Here is an 18,965-nt window from a genome sequence, read left to right as displayed (position 1 = left end):
CGCGAACATTGCAGCCAGCCGGCAAGGGGTATCGCCTTGCCAGCCATAGACGCCCTTGCGGATCGCCTGTCGACCTATCTTGGCCCGGACCAGGTCAACCTGGTTCGCCGTGCCTACTTCTATGCCGAGCAGGCCCACGACGGCCAGCGTCGGCGCAGCGGTGAAGCCTACGTCACCCATCCCCTCGCAGTAGCCAATATTCTCGCTGACATGCATATGGACCATCAGAGCCTGATGGCCGCGATGCTGCATGACGTCATCGAGGACACCGGCATTCCCAAGGAAGCGCTGGTTGCACAGTTCGGCGAAACTGTCGCCGAACTGGTCGATGGGGTCAGCAAGCTGACCCAGATGAACTTCGAGACCAAGGCCGAGGCGCAGGCCGAGAACTTCCAGAAGATGGCCATGGCGATGGCGCGCGACATCCGCGTCATCCTGGTCAAACTCGCCGACCGCCTGCACAACATGCGCACGCTGGAAGTGCTGGCCGGCGAGAAACGCCGACGCATCGCCAAGGAAACCCTTGAAATCTACGCCCCCATCGCCAACCGCCTGGGCATGCACTCGATGCGCGTGGAATTCGAGGATCTTGGTTTCAAGGCCATGCACCCGATGCGCTCCGAGCGCATTCGTGCCGCCGTACGGCGCGCGCGCGGCAACCGCAACGAGATCGTCGAGAAGATCGAGCAGTCACTGATCCACTGTCTCGAGCGTGAAGGCCTGGAAGGCGAAGTGGTGGGCCGCGAGAAACACCTCTACAGCATCTACAAGAAGATGCGCGGCAAGCGCAAAGCGTTCAACGAGATCATGGACGTCTATGCCTTCCGCATCGTGGTGGACAAGGCCGACACCTGCTACCGCGTGCTTGGCGCCGTGCACAGTCTGTACAAGCCACTGCCCGGCCGCTTCAAGGATTACATCGCAATTCCCAAGGCGAACGGCTACCAGTCGCTGCACACGACCCTGTTCGGCATGCACGGTGTGCCCATCGAGATCCAGATCCGCACCCGCGAGATGGAAGAGATGGCCAACAATGGCATCGCCGCGCACTGGCTGTACAAGTCCAGCGAAGGTGAGCAGAGCAAGGGCACCCATGCCCGCGCGCGACAGTGGGTCAAGGGCGTGCTCGAGCTGCAGCAGCGCGCCGGCAACTCGCTGGAATTCATCGAGAGCGTGAAGATCGACCTCTTTCCCGACGAGGTCTACGTCTTCACGCCCAAGGGCAGCATCATGGAGCTGCCGAAGGGCTCGACGGCGGTGGACTTCGCCTATGCCGTGCATACCGACGTGGGCAACACCTGCATCGCCTGCCGCGTAAATCGCCGTCTCGCGCCGCTGTCGCAGGCTCTGGAAAGCGGCTCGACGGTGGAAATCGTCACCGCGCCGGGTGCTCGACCAAATCCGGCCTGGCTCAACTTCGTCGTAACCGGCAAGGCACGCACGCACATCCGCCACGCGCTCAAACTGCAGCGACGTTCGGAATCCATCAGTCTCGGCGAGCGCCTGTTGAACAAGGCGCTTACCGGATTCGAGACCAGCCTGGACAAGATCAGCGCGGAACGCATTCGCCAGGTCCTCGCCGAGTACCACATGGAGTACATCGAGGACCTGCTCGAAGACATCGGCCTGGGCAACCGCATGGCCTACGTGATCGCCCGCCGCCTGCTAGCCAGCGACGGCGAGCAGGCGCCCAGCGCCGAAGGGCCACTGGCGATCCGCGGCACTGAAGGCTTGGTGCTCAATTACGCCAAGTGCTGCACGCCGATCCCCGGCGATCCCATCGTCGGCCACCTGTCCGCCGGCAAAGGCATGGTGGTGCACCTTGAGAGTTGCCGGAACATCGCCGAGATCCGTCACAACCCGGACAAGTGCATTCAGCTGTCCTGGGCCAAGGACGTCACCGGCGAGTTCAACGTCGAACTGCGCGTCGAGCTGGAGCACCAGCGCGGCCTGATCGCCCTGCTCGCCGGCAGTGTCAATGCTGCCGACGGCAACATCGAGAAGATCGGCATGGACGAGCGCGACGGACGCATCAGCGTGGTCCAGCTGGTGGTCAGCGTGCATGATCGCGTGCACCTGGCGCGGGTGATCAAGAAGCTCCGCGCAATCAAGGGCGTGACCCGCATCACCCGCGTCAAGGCCTGACCTGCATCCCGCTGCCCCCTACGTCGCTATCGCTGGTGACAAATCCGTCGCTCAGCGGTGGCCCGCGTGCGGGCCAGCCTTTATGCTTTTCGCCCGCAGCCCATTCACCGAGGAGTTCCTATGAGCAAGACCGTGATCAACACCGACAAGGCCCCGGCCGCCATCGGCACCTACTCCCAGGCGATCAAGGCCGGCAACACCGTCTACATGTCTGGACAGATCCCGCTGGATCCCAAGAGCATGGAGCTGGTGGAAGGCTTCGAGGCCCAGGCCGTACAGGTATTCGAAAACCTCAAGGCGGTCGCCGAAGCGGCCGGTGGCTCGCTGAAGGACATCGTCAAGCTCAACATCTTCCTCACCGACCTTGGCAACTTCGCCACCGTCAACGAGGTGATGAGCCGCTACTTCCAGCTGCCGTTCCCGGCCCGGGCGGCCATCGGCATCGCCGCCCTGCCCAAGGGCGCGCAGGTGGAAATGGACGCGGTCATGGTTCTCGACTGAGGACATGCCCAGGCGCACCTCCACGGTGCGCCTCCCCCGCCAGCGCACCCTGCGCTCAACGGATCAGCACCTCGACCCGCCGATTGCGCGGCTCGGCGGTGGCGTCCGGCGTCGCGACCAGCAGGTTGCGCTCGCCGTGGCTCTCCACCCGCAACTCCATGGTTTCCAGGCCGCGCGCACTCAGCAGGTCGGCGATGGCCTGTGCGCGACGCAACCCCACCCGAACATTGGCTGCCTCCTGACCGAGGGTATCGGTGTGACCAATCACCGTGACGACTGGGTAATCACGTCGATGCACCGCTTCCAGAACTCGCTGCACCGCCGCTTCGGAATGTGCGGCAAGCGTGCCATCGGCGCCCAGATAGATCAGATGCCGCTCCGGCAAGGCCGGTCTTGCCGCGAGGGCCTTATCGAAATCCAGCTGACGGCGTAGCTCGCTGACCGTGAATGTCCGCGCACCACCGATCACCATTCCCTGCCCCGGCGTCGTCAGCATCACAGGTGGCTCGTCGTCGCCTAGCGCCACGCCAGCGCCGCCACCCTCCGCCAGCATCACATAGGAGCGCCCGCTACAGCCGGCGAGCGCCAACGGCAACAGCAGTGCGATTGTCAGTCTCCGCATGCCACCCATCACTCGGCGACCCTCATCAGGATATGTCCGCCATGCACCCGCACGCGCCCTTCCGGTGTATCCAGCGCGACGGCGCCGGGGGCAAGGCGAGCGATATCGCCCGTCAGCAGGCTCAGCGTGCCACGCCGCAGGCGAGCATTGAGCCGCAGCTCATCCGCGGCCGGAGCGAACCGGTAATCGTCCAAGGTCAATTCGCTGTGCGGACCAAAGGACAACACGCTGCCGTCGCTGAAGATCACCCCCAACTCGCCACCCTCGCCAGTGCTTAGCGAGACGCCAGGGACGATTGCCTGGCCAACCTTCGCTGCATTGGTATAGCCACGGCTGCTGACATAGGCGGCCCCCGTCACACGCGCCACGTGCCCGCTGGGTGCCGGCAGGACGTCGGCCACGGCGTGTGCCAGGCCCAGTACCGGCACGAGGCACATGCCACGCCACAGGTTTTTCATCAGGTCGTTCATCGGCTTCTCGAATCACATGTTCCGGGAGGGGGCGGCCCGTGCTTAAGCCGAGCCCGCTGCACTAAGGCAGCTTAATTCGGGAAAAAATCCCTCCGGCCACGGCCGCGAGTTCCGTCCGCGGCCGGTCATTCGTCGCAAACCTGCCGGCCATTCGTCGCGTGGCCATTCACCCGGCGTGGCTTGCCGTATCCTCGCCGCTGTCGGTTTGATCAATTTCCGACCAGCGGTCTGGCACAAAACCTTCATCCAACAGCTAGCGACCGCACGCACAACCGTGCCCGGCGGGTATTCCCCGCGCCAGAAAAACTGTGGTCTGCCCGTCGGGCAGTGTTTTTTTATCGAAGCGTCGGGGCTGCCCCGATTGGATGTGAAATGAAGAAACCACGCCTGCTCCAAGGCCGCCGCGGCCTTGCGCTATCCATTCTCGCCCTGCTCATACTCGCAGCCCTGGCCTTCTGGCTGGCGCGGGCCGCTTCGCCCGAGCAAACGCCGACTGCCGGCGCCGCCGCCATGCTGGCCGAACTGCAGGACTCGCGTGAGCCGTGGGAAGCCAATCGCGGCGATCTGTCCCGCCTGATGAGCGACCTGCGCAGCGATGCCATCGCCAGCGCAGCGTTGGGTGCCGACGCGATCTACATCAGCACCACCGACGCGCAGCGCTACTGGGTGCCGGATCAGTCCGGACGCGTCGCCACGCTGTTGCTCGAACAGTACGCTGGCGGTAAGGCACTGTTCCCGCTGGCAATGTTCCAGACCGATGCAGACAAGCCGCTCTACCAGCGCCTGCTGCCGTACTCGCCGATCGCGCTGCTGCTGATCGGCGCGGCGCTCTTCTTCGCCATGAAGACCCGCAGCTTCGCAGTGCAGCGCAAAGGCAGCGGCATCACCTTCGCCGACGTCATTGGCGCCAGCGAGGCCAAGCAGGCACTCAGCGACGTGACCGCCTACCTGCGCGATCCGGCCGCCTACGCGCGCCTCGGCGCTCGCCCGCCCAAGGGCGTGCTGCTGACCGGCGAGCCCGGCACCGGCAAGACCCAGCTGGCCAAGGCCCTGGCCAGCGAGTCGAACGCCAGCTTCATCCAGGTCACCGGCAGCGATTTTTCCTCGATGTACTTCGGCGTCGGCATCCAGAAGGTCAAGGCGCTGTTCCGCACCGCGCGCAAGCAGGCACCGTGCATCATCTTCATCGACGAGATCGACGGCATCGGCAAGCGCGCCGAACAGCAGCGCTCCAGCGACGCCGAGAGCAACCGCATCATCAACCAGTTCCTCGCCGAGATGGACGGCTTCGACGGTGCCAGCGGCGTGCTGGTGCTGGGCGCGACCAACTTCCCCAATTCCCTCGACCCGGCGCTGGTGCGCGAAGGTCGCTTCGATCGCTCCATCGCCGTTGGTCTGCCGGGCCTGGATGATCGCGAAGCGCTATTCCGTCTGTATGCCGGCAAGATCAGCGCCGCGACGGACCTGGACTTTGCCCAGCTCGCACGCAACACCGTGGGGCTGACGCCGGCGGCCATCGCCTACATCGTCAACCACGCTGCCCTGCTGGCCGCACGCGCCGGCGCGCGGCAGGTTGACATGCACCACTTCGTCGATGCCGTGGAGACCTGCCGCATCGGCGAGCAACCGTCCGGGGTAACGCCGATGTCGCCGGCTGACCGCAAGCGCATCGCCGTGCATGAGGCCGGTCACGCGCTGGTCGCCGCCGAGCTCAAGGTCGGCCGCGTGGAAAAGGTCACCATCCTGCCACGCGGCCAGGCGCTCGGCGTGACCCTGGTGACGCCGGTGGAGGACAAACGCCTGCACATGGAATCCGAACTGCGCAGCCGCATCCAGATGCTGCTCGCCGGGCGCTGCGCCGAGCAGCTGTACTTCCGCGAAGTTTCCTCCGGCGCCGGGCAGGACCTGCAGGAAGCCTCGAAGATCGCCCTGTCGATGGTCGGCGCCCTGGGCATGGGCCCCAAGGGCTCGCTGCTGAGCCTGCAGGCGGTGCGCGACGCCCACATTGAATTCGATTCCGGCGACTCCATCCGCGCTGCTGACCAGTTGCTGCAGCAGCTCGACCGCGATTGCCTGGCACTGCTGCAGCGCCTCAGGCCCGCGCTCGACGAAATCGCCGAGCGGCTGCTGGCGGAAGAAACCGTCCCCGGCGAGGAGGTGCTGGCGGCCATCGCAAGACTGCCCGCGCCACACGATGCCAGTGTCAGTTCGATCCTCGGTCACGCCCTGAGCAGCGTCGAACGGGTGGCTGCCAGCGCCCTGGACGCGCCCGACAGCTTCGAGCTGGCACCCGTGGTAGCGGTCGAACCGGAAGACGACGGCCCGAGAATGCTCTGAGCCGTGCGCCGGCGGCAGCGCCGGGCGTCACCTCGGCAACGGACGGCCGCTCAGTGCAAGGCCGGCGCGACATCCTGCAGCGTCGCGATGCCGGCCAGCTGCCGCGACAGCACGCCGAAGCGCCGCCGATACTGGGCCGGCGTCAGACCGACCTTGCGCCGGAACAGCCGTCCGAAGAAGCCGGCGTCCTGATAGCCGACCTCCCAGGCGATCGCCTCCACCGACAGCTCACCGCTCTCCAGCAGCTGCTTGGCCTCTTCCAGGCGCAAGGTGTGAATGTAATTCAGCGGCGTCAGCCCGGTGGCCAGGACGAAGCGACGCTGGAAGGTCCGCTCCGGCAGACCGCTGATGCGCGCCATGGCGCTCACCGGCGCTTCCACCTCGTAGTGCTGCGCGGCCCATTCCTGGCAGCGCGCGATAACCGGATCGGCCAGCTGTCCGGTGCGCATCATCGCGGCATAAGCCAGCGGACTCGTCGCGTCCCAGTCGAACAGGTTAAGCCGCGCCATCTCCATCGCCTCCCGCGCACCGACGAAGCGGGCGATGAGAAATAGCCCCAGCGCATGCCAGCTGCTGCCACTGCCGGACATCACCAGCCGCTGGCCGACGCCAGTGCTCACCAACGCCTTGTCCGGATGCCAGCGCACCTCCGGGTACTCGCGGCGCAGCCAATCGCAATAGCCCCAGTGCGAGGTACCCTCGCAGCCGGCGAGCAGCCCGGTCTGCGCCAGCAGCATGGCGCCGGAGCAGGCGGAAGCCAGCGTCGCACCGGCCGCGTAACGCTCGCACAGCCATTGCGCCTCGGCCGCATAGCGATCGTCCGGCGGCTCCCACGGACTGATCGCCAGATTGCTCACCACCACTACATCCACCGGCGGTACATCGTCGAGACCGGCGTGGGGCTGGACCGGGATATCGTTGTAGACCCGCAGCGGCCGGCCGTCGCGGCTGACAATCAGGGGGATGAAGGGCGACGCTACATCGCGGCGGTGCAGCAACTGCTGCCAGTCGCGGCGGGTACCCAGCAGCAGATCGTAAAGTCCGAATAGCGTGGAGGCCGAACTGTCCGGCGTCGCCAGCAGGGCGACGGTCAGCGGCAGGCGTTCGGCGATCGCAGAGCGAGTCATGGCGGAAATGGCCGATTTGTTTCCAGGATGGCTGGGGCCCGACGCCCCGGTTACCCCGAGTATGGCTCCGTTGGCGCAAGCCAACGAACCGGACTCCTGGAGCATAGAACAATGAAAGACGCACACGGGTACCAACTGACCGGCTGCAACAACGAGGCTCAGGCCTTGCTCGATCAGAGCCTCGCGCAGTTCCGCTGCCTGCACACCGCTTCCCTGGCCACCACCGAAGCCGCGCTGCACGCCTCACCCGAACTGGTGATGGGGCACATCCTGCACGCCTGGCTCTACCTGCTCGGCACCGAGGCCGCCGCCGTGCCGGTGGCGCAAGGCGCGCTGGAACGCGCCCGGGCCTTGCCGCACAACGATCGCGAGGGCCGGCATCTGCAGGCGCTGGCACTGCTCATCGATGGCCACTGGCACGCGGCGGGGCGCACGCTGGAAGACCTCAGCATCGAGTACCCGCATGATCTGCTCGCCTTGCAGGCCGGGCATCAGCTGGATTTCTTCACTGGCGATGCACGCATGCTGCGCGACCGCATCGCGCGGGTTCTGCCGGACTGGTCACCGGAGCTGCCCGGCTATCACGCGTTGCTCGGTCTCTACGCCTTCGGCCTGGAGGAAACCGGCGACTATCGCCTTGCCGAACGCTTCGGCCGCGAAGCGATCGCGCTGCAACCCGACGACGCCTGGGCTCAGCATGCCGTCGCCCACGTGCTGGAAATGCAAGGTCGGCGCGAGGAAGGCATCGCCTGGATGCGCGGCAATCCGGCCTGGCAGCAGGACAACATGCTCGCCGTGCACAACTGGTGGCACCTGGCGCTGCACTATCTGGAACAGGGCGACGCCGACACCGTCCTGGCCCTGTTCGACGGTCCCGTGAACGGGCATCACAGCACACTGGCGCTGGAGTTGATCGACGCCAGCTCGCTGCTGTGGCGCCTGCAGCTCGGCGGCGTGGATGTCGGCGAGCGCTGGGCCGGCGTGGCCGAGCGCTGGGCGGCGATGGCGGCGGACGGCAACTATGCCTTCAACGACTTCCACGCGGCGATGGCCTTCGCCAGCAGCGGCCGTGGCGACCTGCTCGGCCAGCTGCGCGAAGCGCAGCAACGCGCCTGTCATCGGGACGACGACAACGCGCGCTTCACCCGCGAAGTCGGCGCGCCGGGCGTCGAAGCGGTCGTGGCGTTCGTCGAAGGCAAGGCCGCGCACTGCGTGGACCTGCTGCGCTCCATCCGCAATCAGGCGCAGCTGTTCGGTGGCAGCCATGCGCAACGTGACCTGCTCGACCAGACGCTGATCGCCGCCGCCAGGCAGAGCGGCCAGCACAGCCTCGCGCGCGCCTTGCAGCGCGAACGCACGTTGCTGAGCGAGCAGCGCCGCATGCAGTGAGAGGAAGCGATGGCGCCCCGCGGCGCCATCGCTCAGGGCAGTATCACCAGATGGTTCGGTAGCTGATTGCGTGCATGCGTGGCCGGTACGTGCTGCTTGAGCAGCGCACCGCAGGCCTCGATACAACCCAGGAAACCGTGGAGCATCTGCCCGCCGCGCACATCCTCACTGAACTTGGCGACGATGGACTCCCAGGCACTGTTGTCGATGCGGCTGGAGATACCCCGATCCACCAGAATCTCCACGTAACGCTCGGCCTCGCTGACGAAGATGAGCATGCCGGTGCCGCCTTCGGTGTGGTGCAGGTTCAGCTCGATGAACTGTCGTCGCGCCAGGTTGCAGGCGCGCCAACAGCGCACCGAACGCGGGATCAGCCGACTGGTCAATGCCGGCGTCCGGAACGCCAGCGCCAGTACGATGAAGGTCGCCCACTGCACCAGCAGCAGCTGCCAGGCGCCCAGCCAGCCGGTGAAGAACAGTGCGGCACCCGGTACCAGCAGGGCGATCAGGCTGGCCCAGAGCAGCGGGATATAGCGGTAATCGTCGGCTTGGGCGGCGAGCACCGTCACCAGCTCGGCATCGGTGTCGCGCTCGATACGTTCGATGGCCGCGGCCACCTGTTGCAGCTCGCTTTCACTGAGTAAGGTCATTGTTCATCCATCGTCGATTTACCAGCCGCCGGAAGCTCCGCCACCACCAAAGCCGCCGCCCCCACCGCCGAAGCCGCCACCACCGAAACCACCACCGCCGCCGAAGCCACCGCCGCGGCCCATCCCGCCCAGCAGTGCACCAAGCAGCAGCGCACGTCGTCCACCACCACGCCCACCGCGGCCTCCGCCAATGAGGAAAATCGCCACCAGCATGAGAAAGAAGAACAGTACGCCGAAGCCGCCCGGCTCCTGCGCGTTGAGCGGCATTACCGGCTGCAGCTCGGCGGCACGCAACGGCTCACCGCCGAGTACCTGAATCATGGCCGCCGCACCCTCGCTGATGCCGCGGGCGAAATCGCCCTCGCGAAAGGCCGGCGCGATGATGCGGTTAATGATCACCGAGGACTGCGCGTCGGTCAGCCGGCCTTCCAGGCCGTAGCCGACCTCAATGCGGATCTTGCGATCGTCACGAGCGACGATCAGCAATGCGCCATTGTCCTCGCCGCGCTGGCCGATACCCCAGGCACGACCCAGCGCCACGCCGAACTCCTCGATGCTGCGTCCCTGCAGCTCCGGCACCGTGACCACCACCACCTGCTCGCCGGTGGCCTGCTCGTGAGCGGCGAGCATGCTGGTCAGGCGGGCCTCGGCTGACGTATCGAGCAGCTCGGCGCGGTCGACCACCCGGCCGCTCAGCGCCGGCAGCTCCACATCCTGTGCGGTGGCGCTGCCAACGCACAGCAGCAGGCCGCAGACGAGCGCCAGCGCTCGCCTCATTGGAACTTCACTTGCGGCGCCTGCTCGGCATTCTCGGCCGTAGCCTCGAAGTTCTCACGGATCGGCATGTCGCTGTACATCAGGGTGTGCCAGATGCGCCCGGGGAAGGTGCGGATCTCGGTGTTGTAGCGCTCCACCGCAGCGATGAAATCGCGCCGCGCCACGGCGATACGGTTTTCGGTGCCTTCGAGCTGCGACTGCAGGGCGAGGAAGTTCTGGTTGGACTTCAGATCCGGATAGCGCTCGGACACCGCCATCAGTCGGCTCAGGGCGCCGGTCAGCTGGTTCTGTGCCTCCTGGAAGCGCTGCAGTTGCTGCGGGTCGTCGAGGGTGCTGGCATCGACCTGAATCGAGGTGGCCTTGGCTCGCGCCTCGATCACCGCGGTCAGCGTCTCCTGCTCCTGGCGGGCGAAGCCCTTGACCGTTTCCACCAGGTTGGGAATCAGGTCGGCGCGGCGCTGGTACTGGTTCTCTACCTGCGACCAGGCGGCCTTCACCTGCTCGTCGTAGGTGGGAATGTTGTTGATGCCGCAGCCGCTGAGCAGCCAGGACATGAGGAGGACAACCATCAGTTGCCCGGTAAATCTGAAGCGCTGCGTCTGCATGATCCGCTCGTCCATTCAGTTTTCGGGGTACCTGAATAAGGATAGCCAAGCGCCGGCAGAGTTCAGACTGACCGCTTGCCGCAGCGCCTAGACGCTCGTCAGACCGTCGCGCCGGCCTAGCAGCGCGCCTGCGACAGCAGCGTGCAACAGCGCGTCTGCAGATACTCGTGCAGCCAACGAACCGGCTTGCTCAGCTGTACCCGATGAACGCAGAGCGGGCTGAGCCGCACCGCCCTCGGCGAGCACTGCCGCCCCATCAAAGCAGTCAATCGGCGTCGCGCCTTGTACTGCTGGAAAGCAGGAAGGCCAAGATCGTGCTGGAAGGGGCGTCTGTCGGCCGTTAGATGACGCCCGCTCCGCGCAACCTGGCGATCTGCTCATCGTTCATGCCCAGCAGGCGCTGCAACAGCGCCTCGCTGTGCTCGCCGAGCAGTGGCGGCGGGTTGCGGTACGCCACTGGCGAAGCGGACAGCCGCAGCGGGCTGGCCACCTGCGGCACACGGCCGGCCAGCGGATGCGGCATATCGACGTTCAGCCCGCGGTGCTGCACCTGTGGGTCTGCGAATACCTGCGCCAGGTCGTTGATCGGCCCGCAGGGCACGCCGGCCTGCTCCAGCGCACTGACCCATTCGGCCGTGGTGCGGAACACCGTGACCTGGCGGATCAGCGGAATCAGTTCGGCGCGATGGGCAACGCGCGCGCGATTGGTGGCGAAGCGGGCATCAGCCGCCCACTCGGGACGCCCGGCCACCTCGCAGAACTTGCGGAACTGCCCGTCGTTGCCAACGGTGAGGATGATGTCGCCATCGGCGGTGGGGAAATCCTGATAGGGCACGATGTTCGGATGGGCATTGCCCATGCGCTTGGGCGCCACGCCGGTGGTGAGATAGTTGAGCGCCTGGTTGCCGAGGCAGGCGACCTGCACGTCGAGCAGCGCCGTATCGATATGCTGGCCCTCGCCGCTGCGTTCGCGATGTGCCAACGCGGCGAGCACGCCGACGGTGGCGTACAGGCCGGTGAGGATATCGGTCAACGCCACGCCGACCTTCACCGGGCCGGCGCCCTCTTCCGCATCGCTGCGCCCGGTCAGGCTCATCAGCCCGCCGAGGCCCTGGATCATGAAGTCGTAGCCGGCACGTGTGGCGTAAGGCCCGTCCTGGCCGAAACCGGTGATCGAGCAGTAGATCAGCCGCGGATTGATCGCCTTAAGACTTTCGTAATCCAGCCCGTAGGCGGCCAGCCCACCGACCTTGAAGTTCTCCAGCAGCACATCGCACTGCGCCACCAGCTCACGGATGATGCGCTGACCTTCGGGCCGGGTGAAGTCGACGGTCAGCGACTGCTTGTTGCGGTTGGCGGTCAGGTAATAGGCCGCCTCCGAGGTGTTCTCGCCGTGCTGGTCCTTGAGATAGGGCGGGCCCCAATGGCGGGTATCGTCCCCCGTGCCAGGGCGCTCGACCTTGATCACCTCGGCGCCGAGATCACCGAGGATCTGCCCGCACCAGGGCCCGGCGAGCACGCGGGACAGATCGAGAACGCGGATATGGGACAGGGCGCCGGGCATTGCGGATTTCCTTCATGCGTAGGGTGGAAAACGACCGCAGGTCTTTCCACCGGTTGGTACGGGACCGTTACGGCGGGGCCGCAAAGGTGGAAAACGCTGTCGCGGTTTTCCACCCTACGGCGCCTCAGAAGAACGCCTGGATGCCGGTCTGCGCGCGGCCGAGGATCAGCGCGTGCACATCATGGGTGCCCTCGTAGGTGTTCACCACCTCCAGGTTGACCAGGTGCCGCGCCACACCGAACTCGTCGCTGATGCCATTGCCGCCCATCATGTCGCGCGCCATGCGGGCGATATCCAGCGCCTTGCCGCAGCTGTTGCGCTTCATGATCGAGGTGATTTCCACCGCGGCGCTGCCCTCGTCCTTCATCCGGCCGAGGCGCAGGCAGCCCTGCAGGGCCAGGGTGATCTCGGTCTGCATGTCGGCCAGCTTCTTCTGGATCAACTGGTTGGCAGCCAGCGGCCGGCCGAACTGCTGGCGGTCGAGCACGTACTGGCGCGCGGTGTGCCAGCAGAACTCGGCCGCGCCCAGCGCGCCCCAGCTGATGCCGTAGCGGGCACTGTTGAGGCAGGTGAACGGCCCTTTCAGCCCGCGCACGTCGGGGAAGGCGTTCTCTTCCGGACAGAACACGTTGTCCATGACGATCTCGCCGGTGATCGAGGCGCGCAGGCCGACCTTGCCGTGAATCGCCGGGGCGGACAGCTCTTCCCAGCCCTTCTCCAGCACGAAGCCGCGGATCTCGCCGGCATCGTCCTTGGCCCAGACCACGAACACATCGGCGATCGGGCTGTTGGTGATCCACATCTTGCTGCCGGTCAGGCGATAGCCGCCGTCGACCTTCTTCGCGCGGGTGACCATGGAGCCCGGGTCGGAGCCGTGGTTCGGCTCGGTCAAGCCGAAGCAGCCGATGTATTCGCCGCTGGCCAGCTTGGGCAGGTACTTCTGTTTGGTCGCCTCGTTGCCGAATTCGTAGATCGGCACCATCACCAGCGACGACTGCACACTCATCATCGAGCGGTAGCCCGAGTCGATGCGCTCGACCTCGCGGGCAATCAGGCCGTAGCACACGTAGTTCAGCCCGCTGCCGCCGTAGGCTTCGGGAATGGTCGCGCCGAGCAGGCCGGTCTCGCCCATCTCGCGGAAGATCGCCGGATCGGTGCGCTCATGGCGGAAGGCTTCCAGCACCCGTGGCGCCAGCTTATCGGCGGCGAACTGCGCGGCGCTGTCACGCACCATGCGCTCTTCTTCGGTCAGCTGCTGATCGAGCAGCAGCGGGTCGATCCAGTTGAAGCTTGCTTTGCCGGCCATCGGAGGCTCCTCTTGTCTTGTTCTGCAGCGCGGCTGCGCGGGCGGGATGGACTGATGCTAGGCGCCGCGCCAGTGCGCCGCAAACGAGGATTTCGCACCGAGCTGTGCGCTTTGCTCACTCCGAGATAAGCTCTGCGTCCACTAGCAGGCTTATTCCGTGAGGTCTTCGCATAATGCGCCGCAAGATTCCCAGCACCGCCGCGCTGATCGCCTTCGAGGCCGCCGCCCGCCACGAAAGCTTCACCCGCGCGGCCGACGAGCTGGCGCTGACCCAGAGCGCCATCTGCCGGCAGATCGGCGGGCTGGAGGAGTTTCTCGGCCTGGCGCTGTTCCGCCGCTCGCGTCGCGGCGTAAAGCTCACCGCCGCCGGCCAGTCCTACGCACGTCGCATCGCCGCGCAGCTAGACGCGGTGGAGCGCGACACGCTGTCGGTGATGGGTCAGCAGGGCGCGATGAGCCTGGAACTGGCGGTGGTGCCGACCTTCGGCACCCAATGGCTGGTGCCTCGACTCAGGCACTTTCAGGCGCTGCATCCGGAAATCACGGTGAACCTGACCAACCGTACCCGGCCCTTCCTCTTCGCCGACACCGAGTTCGATGCCGCCATCTACTTCGGCGACGCCGACTGGTCGGGCACCGAGGCGCACTACCTGATGGCCGAGGACCTGCAACCGGTCTGCAGTCCTACCCTGCTGCGCGACGGCCAGCCGTTCACTGCCCAGGCGCTGGCCGAGATGCCATTGCTGCAGCAGACCACCCGACCCTATGCCTGGCGCCAGTGGTTCGATTCGCTGGGGCTGAAAGTCGCCCGCGACATGACCGGCCCGCGGCTGGAGCTGTTCTCCATGCTGGCGCAGGCGGCCGAGCATGGCATGGGGGTGGCGCTGATCCCGCCGTTTCTGATCCAGCGGGAACTGGCCGAGGGGCGGTTGGTACTGGCGCATCCGCACGCCTATCGCAGCGAGACGCGGGCGTATTACCTGATGATTCCGGAGCGCAAGGTGGAGTCGGCGGGGCTGGTGGCGTTTCGGGACTGGTTGAAGGATGAGGCGAGGGTTTGGCGGGAGGGGGTGTAGGGTTGGCGCTTGCTCGGGTTAGGGGTGGCACCCAGGCATGAGTGGGGGCGTGGCGCTTTCCTTTGGCGCGAGTTACAGGTGCGTCACTTCTTTCAGCCTCGAAAGACCCGTAGGGTGGAAAACGCTGCGCGGTTATCCACCCTACGGTTCTTGGCCAGACACGAGAAGGTGACGCGGCAGGGTCACTTCTTCTTGCGAGGCTTCAGATATTTGGTCAGCCCCTGAAACCACATCACCAACGCCGGATTCCCCTGAATCTGAATATTCTTGTCCTGAATCCCCTGCATGAACGCCAGCTGCTTGTTCTTCGCCGTCATGGTGGCGAAACCATAGGCGGCATCCTTGAAACCAAGGGAGAACGCCGGCTCACTCGCCGGCCCGCTTTTGCTGGTGACGCGCTGGTCGCGCACGACGAAATGCCGCGCGACCTTGCCGTCGAGCGTATGCAGCTGGAAAGTCAGGTCCTTGTCGCCCAGCTGCTGCTGGAACTCGGGATTGGTGCGGCTGGCCTTGGCCATCAGGCGGCCCAGCATCCAAAGCAGAAAGCGGAATTTCATGGTGATGTCCCGACCGGTACGAGAAAAGGCCGCATTGTAGTGGCTTGGCCGGCAGGGGGAAGGACGGGCACGAATGGGTCCAGGGCGGACCGACCGGTCAGATTGACCCGGAGCCATGCGGCTCCGGGTTAGCGCGACTCAGTTGACCGCGTCCTTGAGCAGCTTGCCCGGCTTGAAGGCGACGGTGTTGCTGGCCTTGATGGTCACCGGTTGCCCAGTTTGCGGGTTTTTCCCGGTGCGGGCACCACGATGGCGTTGCACGAAAGTACCGAAACCAACCAGGGTGACGCTGTCCTTGCGGTTCAGCGCATTGGTGATTTCATCGAGTACGGCATTGAGTACGCGATTGGCCTGATCCTTGGAAAGATCGGCCTTCTCGGCAATGGCGGCGGCGAGTTCCGGTTTACGCATTGGTAGCCTCTGAGACTTTGTTGTTGTTGTGTCTTGCTGTTCCTGGGAACAGCCCTGAAAGCCGCTGCGACAGCTCTAGGCTGGCAGACTTCCCGAGAATGGCACGCTGCTAGCACCTGCGCCAGTCCTCTACGACTCATGGCTGAGTCGGTCCGAAGACTTTAGCGACAGAATTTGCGGCAGTTCCGCCAACACCGGCGGCAACTGTTTGTTCAGCGCCATCCGCTCCTGAGTCGCAGCGCCCGTCAGCGCATAACCGAGCAACTGGCCGGAGGAGCCCAAGTAGAGCGCCCTGACGTCCTGTCCCTGCGCCTCGACGGTCCAACTTCCCGATGCGCCGGCAGGCGGCGGCGATACCACCAACGGGCATATCGGCGTCTTCACCGTGACCGGCATGGGACCGTAGCTGACGAAAGTCGGATTGCCACAGAGCGTCTTGGCCAAAGCGCGCACGCCGCTCATCAACGGCATCACGTAGAGCAGACTGAGTCCGTCCACCTCAGCGCAGTCGCCCAGCGCGTAGATGTGCGGCTGCGAGGTCTGCAACCTGCGATCGACCACGATGCCACGCGCGACCTGCAGCCCGGCCTCGGCCGCCAGTTCGGTGCGCGGGCGCAGGCCGACAGCACTGACCACGAGATCGCAGAGCAGTGTCTGCCCGTCCGAAAGCTGCGCGCGCAAGCCATCGGCCGCGTGATCCAGGCGCTGCAGCACCGGCCCGAGGTGAAAGCGTGCACCCAGCTGCTGCAGCCCGCTCTGCACCGCGGTGGCGGCCTCGACCGGCAACAGCCCGGGCATGATCTGCGTGCTGGGCGCCACCACGTCGACCTGGTAGCCGCCGGTGAGCAGGTCGTTGGCGAACTCACAGCCGATCAGCCCCGCACCGAGGATCAGCACACGCCTGCGACCCTGCGCGGCCGCCCGGAAGCGAGCGTAGTCGAGCAGATCGTTGATCGGAAAGATCGCCTCCTGCGCATCGCCCTCGACTGGCACGCGGATGGGCTGCGCGCCCCAGGCCAGCACCAGATCGCGGTAAGGCACCGGCTCGTTACCGATCCATACCCGACGATTGGCCGGATCGAGGCGGGTAACGCGAGTATGAGTGCGAATTTCCGCATTCAACTGCTCGGCCATTGCCCCGGCAGTGGCCTGGCCCAGACTGTCGGCATCCTTACCCATGGCAAAACCGGTGGACAGTAGCGGCTTGGAATAGGAGCGTCCGTCATCGCTGGTGATCAGCAGCAACGGTGTCTGGCCGTCGAGCTTGCGCAGTTCGCGGGCCAGGTTGTAGCCAGCCAGGCCGGTGCCGATGATCACGATAGGTGCTGTCACGTCGTTACCTCGTTGCAGAAAGCTGGAAAACCACGGATCAGGAGATGGCGATCATCTCGAAGTCGGCCTTGCCGACGCCGCAATCCGGGCAGACCCAGTCTTGCGGCACATCTTCCCAGCGAGTGCCCGGGGCGATGCCTTCCTCGGGCAAGCCCGCAGCTTCGTCATAGATGAACCCACAGACCACGCATTGCCACTTCTTCATGTTTCAACCTCGACGTTGTTCCGGTGCGAGGCACGCTATACCAGAATGCGGCGCCGCACCAAGCCAGAAAAGACAACGGGCGGCCAAGGCCGCCCGTCGTTCAACGCAGCCGCGAACTCAGCGGGCGATGCCCACCAGCGGATCGCTGATGCCCAGCACATAGAACCCAATCAGGCCGATGCTGCCGGCCAGGACGAGGTAGTACAGCGTCGGCAGCATGGTCTTGCGCAGGGTGATCCCCTCGCGACCCAGCAGGCCGACGGTGGCCGAAGCCGCTACCACGTTGTGGATGGCAATCATGTTACCGGCCGCCGCACCCACCGATTGCAGCGCCACCATCAGTGCACCGGACAGGCCCAGCAGACCCGCGGTGTTGAACTGGAACTGCGACAGCATCAGGTTGGACACGGTATTGGAGCCGGCGATGAAGGCCCCCAACGCACCGACCGCCGGAGCGAAGAACGGATAGACGGAACCGACGCTGTTGGCCACCAGTTGCGCCATGGCCACCGGCATCGACACCAGATCCGAAGCATTGACGCCGGAGTTGATCAGGATCCGCACCATCGGGATGGTAAAGATCAGCACGAAACCGGCACCGAGCAGCGTCCGGCTCGACTCGTTGATCGCCGCACCCAGTTCCCGCGCGCTCATGCGGTGCAGGAAGAAGGTGATCGCCACCACGATGCAGAGGATGCCACCCGGCAGGTACAGCGGCTCCAGCGTCCCGGACACACCGGTTTCACCGAGGATGTCCTTCCAGCCGAAGGACAGCGACATCAGCGCCGCCTTGAACTCCGGGATCACCCGCGAGGCAACCAGCAGTCCCGCGAGCAGCAGGTACGGCGCCCAGGCCATCGGCACGGAGATCGGCGTCTTGCCTGCCACGTCCTCGATCTTCATCTCGATCTTGCCCATCCACTCTGCCGGCCACTCGCTGGCAGGTGCGAACTCCCAGGTGTTCTTCGGCAGCAGGAAGCCCGCCTTGGCGGCCGGAACCACGATGGCCAGACCGACCAGCGCGCCAATCATCGATGGGAATTCCGGACCGAGGAACACGCCAGCCGCGGCGTACGGAATGACGAACGCCAGGCCGGTGAAGACGGCGAATGGCGCCACCGCCAGGCCTTCGGACCAGGACTTATTGCGACCGAAGAAGCGGGTCATGATGCTGATCATGATCAGCGGCATGAGGATCCCGCACAGCGCATGGATGATCGCCACCCGCGAGAAGATCAGGTGGAAGAACACGTCCCAGTTGCTGCCGACGGTCGCCAGCTGCGCACTGATGCCGGTCTTGTCCAGGCCTGCACCCACACCCACCAGGATCGGCGTGCCCACCGCGCCGAAAGACACCGGCGTGGACTGCACCATCATCCCCAGTACTACTGCCGCCAGCGCCGGGAAGCCCAGCGCTACCAGCAAGGGCGCCGCCACCGCAGCCGGCGTACCGAAGCCCGAAGCACCCTCGATGAAGCAGCCAAACAGCCAGGCGACGATCAGCGCCTGGACGCGACGGTCAGGGCTGACGTTGGAGAAGCCGCGCCGGATCGCACTGATCCCCCCGGAGTGCTTCAGCGTGTTCAGCAGCAGGATCGCACCGAAGATGATCCAGAGGATCGCCGCGGTGAGAATCAGGCCTTGCAGGGTCGAAGCCAGGACGCGATTGAAGCTCATGTCCCAGGCCAGCAGCCCGATCAACGCAGTAAGGACGAAAACCAGCGGCATGGCATATTTGGCCGGCCAACGAAAGCCGATCAGCAGCACACCCGCCAGCACCAGCGGCACGAAGGCCAGTATGGACAGTAGTGTTTGACTCATTGTTGGTTCCTGTTTTTTGTTGTGAACCGCTCATTGTCCGGGCGAGCCCGGAGCCTTGCATTGAACCCCG

The 18,965-nt window shown here is 65.5% G+C and carries 18 protein-coding genes and 1 pseudogene; 5 read left to right on the top strand and 14 right to left on the bottom strand.

The genetic code is table 11. The features are described from left to right. The first annotated feature begins 36 nt into the window (after positions 1–36). Positions 37–2,145 carry a bifunctional GTP diphosphokinase/guanosine-3',5'-bis pyrophosphate 3'-pyrophosphohydrolase gene (gene spoT / locus N8H22_RS12610; RefSeq protein WP_264590859.1) on the top strand — a complete coding sequence of 703 codons (2,109 nt, stop codon included), beginning with the start codon at positions 37–39 and terminating at the stop codon, positions 2,143–2,145. Between the two features lie 120 nt (positions 2,146–2,265). After that, positions 2,266–2,646 (top strand): RidA family protein, encoded by a 381-nt coding sequence (locus N8H22_RS12605; RefSeq protein ID WP_264590858.1) that lies wholly within the window; start codon positions 2,266–2,268, stop codon positions 2,644–2,646. Positions 2,647–2,701: 55 nt separating this feature from the next. Here N8H22_RS12605 and N8H22_RS12600 read toward each other — a convergent pair whose 3' ends face one another. Both N8H22_RS12600 and N8H22_RS12595 read right to left on the bottom strand, forming a co-directional pair. After that, on the bottom strand, positions 2,702–3,268 hold the full coding sequence (locus N8H22_RS12600; RefSeq protein WP_264590857.1) for an OmpA family protein: 567 nt from the start codon (positions 3,266–3,268) through the stop codon (positions 2,702–2,704). An 8-nt stretch (positions 3,269–3,276) separates the two neighbouring features. Beyond that, entirely contained in the window at positions 3,277–3,705 is a 429-nt protein-coding gene (locus tag N8H22_RS12595; protein WP_264591031.1) for a FecR family protein, read from the bottom strand. A 405-nt stretch (positions 3,706–4,110) separates the two neighbouring features. On the opposite strand from N8H22_RS12595, the gene N8H22_RS12590 reads away from it, so the two are divergent. After that, positions 4,111–6,075 (top strand): AAA family ATPase, encoded by a 1,965-nt coding sequence (locus N8H22_RS12590; protein WP_264590856.1) that lies wholly within the window; start codon positions 4,111–4,113, stop codon positions 6,073–6,075. Positions 6,076–6,125: 50 nt separating this feature from the next. Here the strand turns inward: N8H22_RS12590 and N8H22_RS12585 are convergent, their stop codons facing one another. Further along, positions 6,126–7,202 carry a helix-turn-helix domain-containing protein gene (locus N8H22_RS12585; RefSeq protein ID WP_264590855.1) on the bottom strand — a complete coding sequence of 359 codons (1,077 nt, stop codon included), beginning with the start codon at positions 7,200–7,202 and terminating at the stop codon, positions 6,126–6,128. Between the two features lie 111 nt (positions 7,203–7,313). On the opposite strand from N8H22_RS12585, the gene N8H22_RS12580 reads away from it, so the two are divergent. Continuing rightward, positions 7,314–8,591: a tetratricopeptide repeat protein gene (locus N8H22_RS12580; protein WP_264590854.1), complete on the top strand. Its 1,278-nt coding sequence runs from the start codon at positions 7,314–7,316 to the stop codon at positions 8,589–8,591. A gap of 32 nt (positions 8,592–8,623) precedes the next feature. Here N8H22_RS12580 and N8H22_RS12575 read toward each other — a convergent pair whose 3' ends face one another. The 6 genes and pseudogenes from N8H22_RS12575 to N8H22_RS12550 form a co-directional block, all read right to left on the bottom strand. Continuing rightward, a complete protein-coding gene (locus tag N8H22_RS12575) occupies positions 8,624–9,241 on the bottom strand; it encodes a hypothetical protein (protein WP_264590853.1) in 618 nt (205 codons plus the stop codon). Positions 9,242–9,259: 18 nt separating this feature from the next. Continuing rightward, on the bottom strand, positions 9,260–10,018 hold the full coding sequence (locus tag N8H22_RS12570) for a TPM domain-containing protein (protein ID WP_264590852.1): 759 nt from the start codon (positions 10,016–10,018) through the stop codon (positions 9,260–9,262). Further along, complete coding sequence (locus N8H22_RS12565) at positions 10,015–10,638, bottom strand: LemA family protein (protein WP_264590851.1); 624 nt, start codon at positions 10,636–10,638, stop codon at positions 10,015–10,017. The genes N8H22_RS12570 and N8H22_RS12565 overlap by 4 nt, the downstream gene beginning before the upstream one ends. Before the next feature lie 101 nt (positions 10,639–10,739). Further along, a pseudogene (locus N8H22_RS12560) lies at positions 10,740–10,847 on the bottom strand (LysR family transcriptional regulator); the annotation flags it as partial. Positions 10,848–10,963: 116 nt separating this feature from the next. Continuing rightward, a complete protein-coding gene (locus N8H22_RS12555) occupies positions 10,964–12,187 on the bottom strand; it encodes a CaiB/BaiF CoA-transferase family protein (RefSeq protein ID WP_264590850.1) in 1,224 nt (407 codons plus the stop codon). A 124-nt stretch (positions 12,188–12,311) separates the two neighbouring features. Continuing rightward, complete coding sequence (locus tag N8H22_RS12550) at positions 12,312–13,493, bottom strand: acyl-CoA dehydrogenase (protein WP_264590849.1); 1,182 nt, start codon at positions 13,491–13,493, stop codon at positions 12,312–12,314. A 173-nt stretch (positions 13,494–13,666) separates the two neighbouring features. Here N8H22_RS12550 and N8H22_RS12545 point away from each other — a divergent pair, with 173 nt between their 5' ends. Next, positions 13,667–14,569: a LysR family transcriptional regulator gene (locus N8H22_RS12545; RefSeq protein WP_264590848.1), complete on the top strand. Its 903-nt coding sequence runs from the start codon at positions 13,667–13,669 to the stop codon at positions 14,567–14,569. A gap of 182 nt (positions 14,570–14,751) precedes the next feature. On the opposite strand, the gene N8H22_RS12540 is transcribed toward N8H22_RS12545, so the two are convergent. The 5 genes from N8H22_RS12540 to N8H22_RS12520 form a co-directional block, all read right to left on the bottom strand. Continuing rightward, positions 14,752–15,126, bottom strand: a complete 375-nt coding sequence (locus N8H22_RS12540) for a helicase (protein ID WP_264590847.1) — start codon at positions 15,124–15,126, stop codon at positions 14,752–14,754. A gap of 138 nt (positions 15,127–15,264) precedes the next feature. Beyond that, positions 15,265–15,537, bottom strand: coding sequence for an HU family DNA-binding protein (locus N8H22_RS12535; RefSeq protein ID WP_264590846.1), 273 nt, complete (start codon positions 15,535–15,537; stop codon positions 15,265–15,267). Between the two features lie 129 nt (positions 15,538–15,666). Beyond that, on the bottom strand, positions 15,667–16,869 hold the full coding sequence (locus N8H22_RS12530) for an FAD-dependent oxidoreductase (RefSeq protein WP_264590845.1): 1,203 nt from the start codon (positions 16,867–16,869) through the stop codon (positions 15,667–15,669). Between the two features lie 37 nt (positions 16,870–16,906). Further along, positions 16,907–17,074 carry a rubredoxin gene (locus N8H22_RS12525; RefSeq protein ID WP_264590844.1) on the bottom strand — a complete coding sequence of 56 codons (168 nt, stop codon included), beginning with the start codon at positions 17,072–17,074 and terminating at the stop codon, positions 16,907–16,909. 117 nt (positions 17,075–17,191) lie between these two features. Then, positions 17,192–18,895 (bottom strand): L-lactate permease, encoded by a 1,704-nt coding sequence (locus N8H22_RS12520; protein ID WP_264590843.1) that lies wholly within the window; start codon positions 18,893–18,895, stop codon positions 17,192–17,194. Between the last annotated feature and the right edge of the window lie 70 nt (positions 18,896–18,965).

It is taken from the genome of Stutzerimonas sp. S1, from assembly GCF_025966695.1.
In the GTDB taxonomy this organism is placed as follows: Bacteria; Pseudomonadota; Gammaproteobacteria; order Pseudomonadales; family Pseudomonadaceae; genus Stutzerimonas.
The sequence above is the reverse complement of the archived record's forward strand: the minus strand, read 5'-3'. Positions and strand labels throughout refer to the sequence as shown.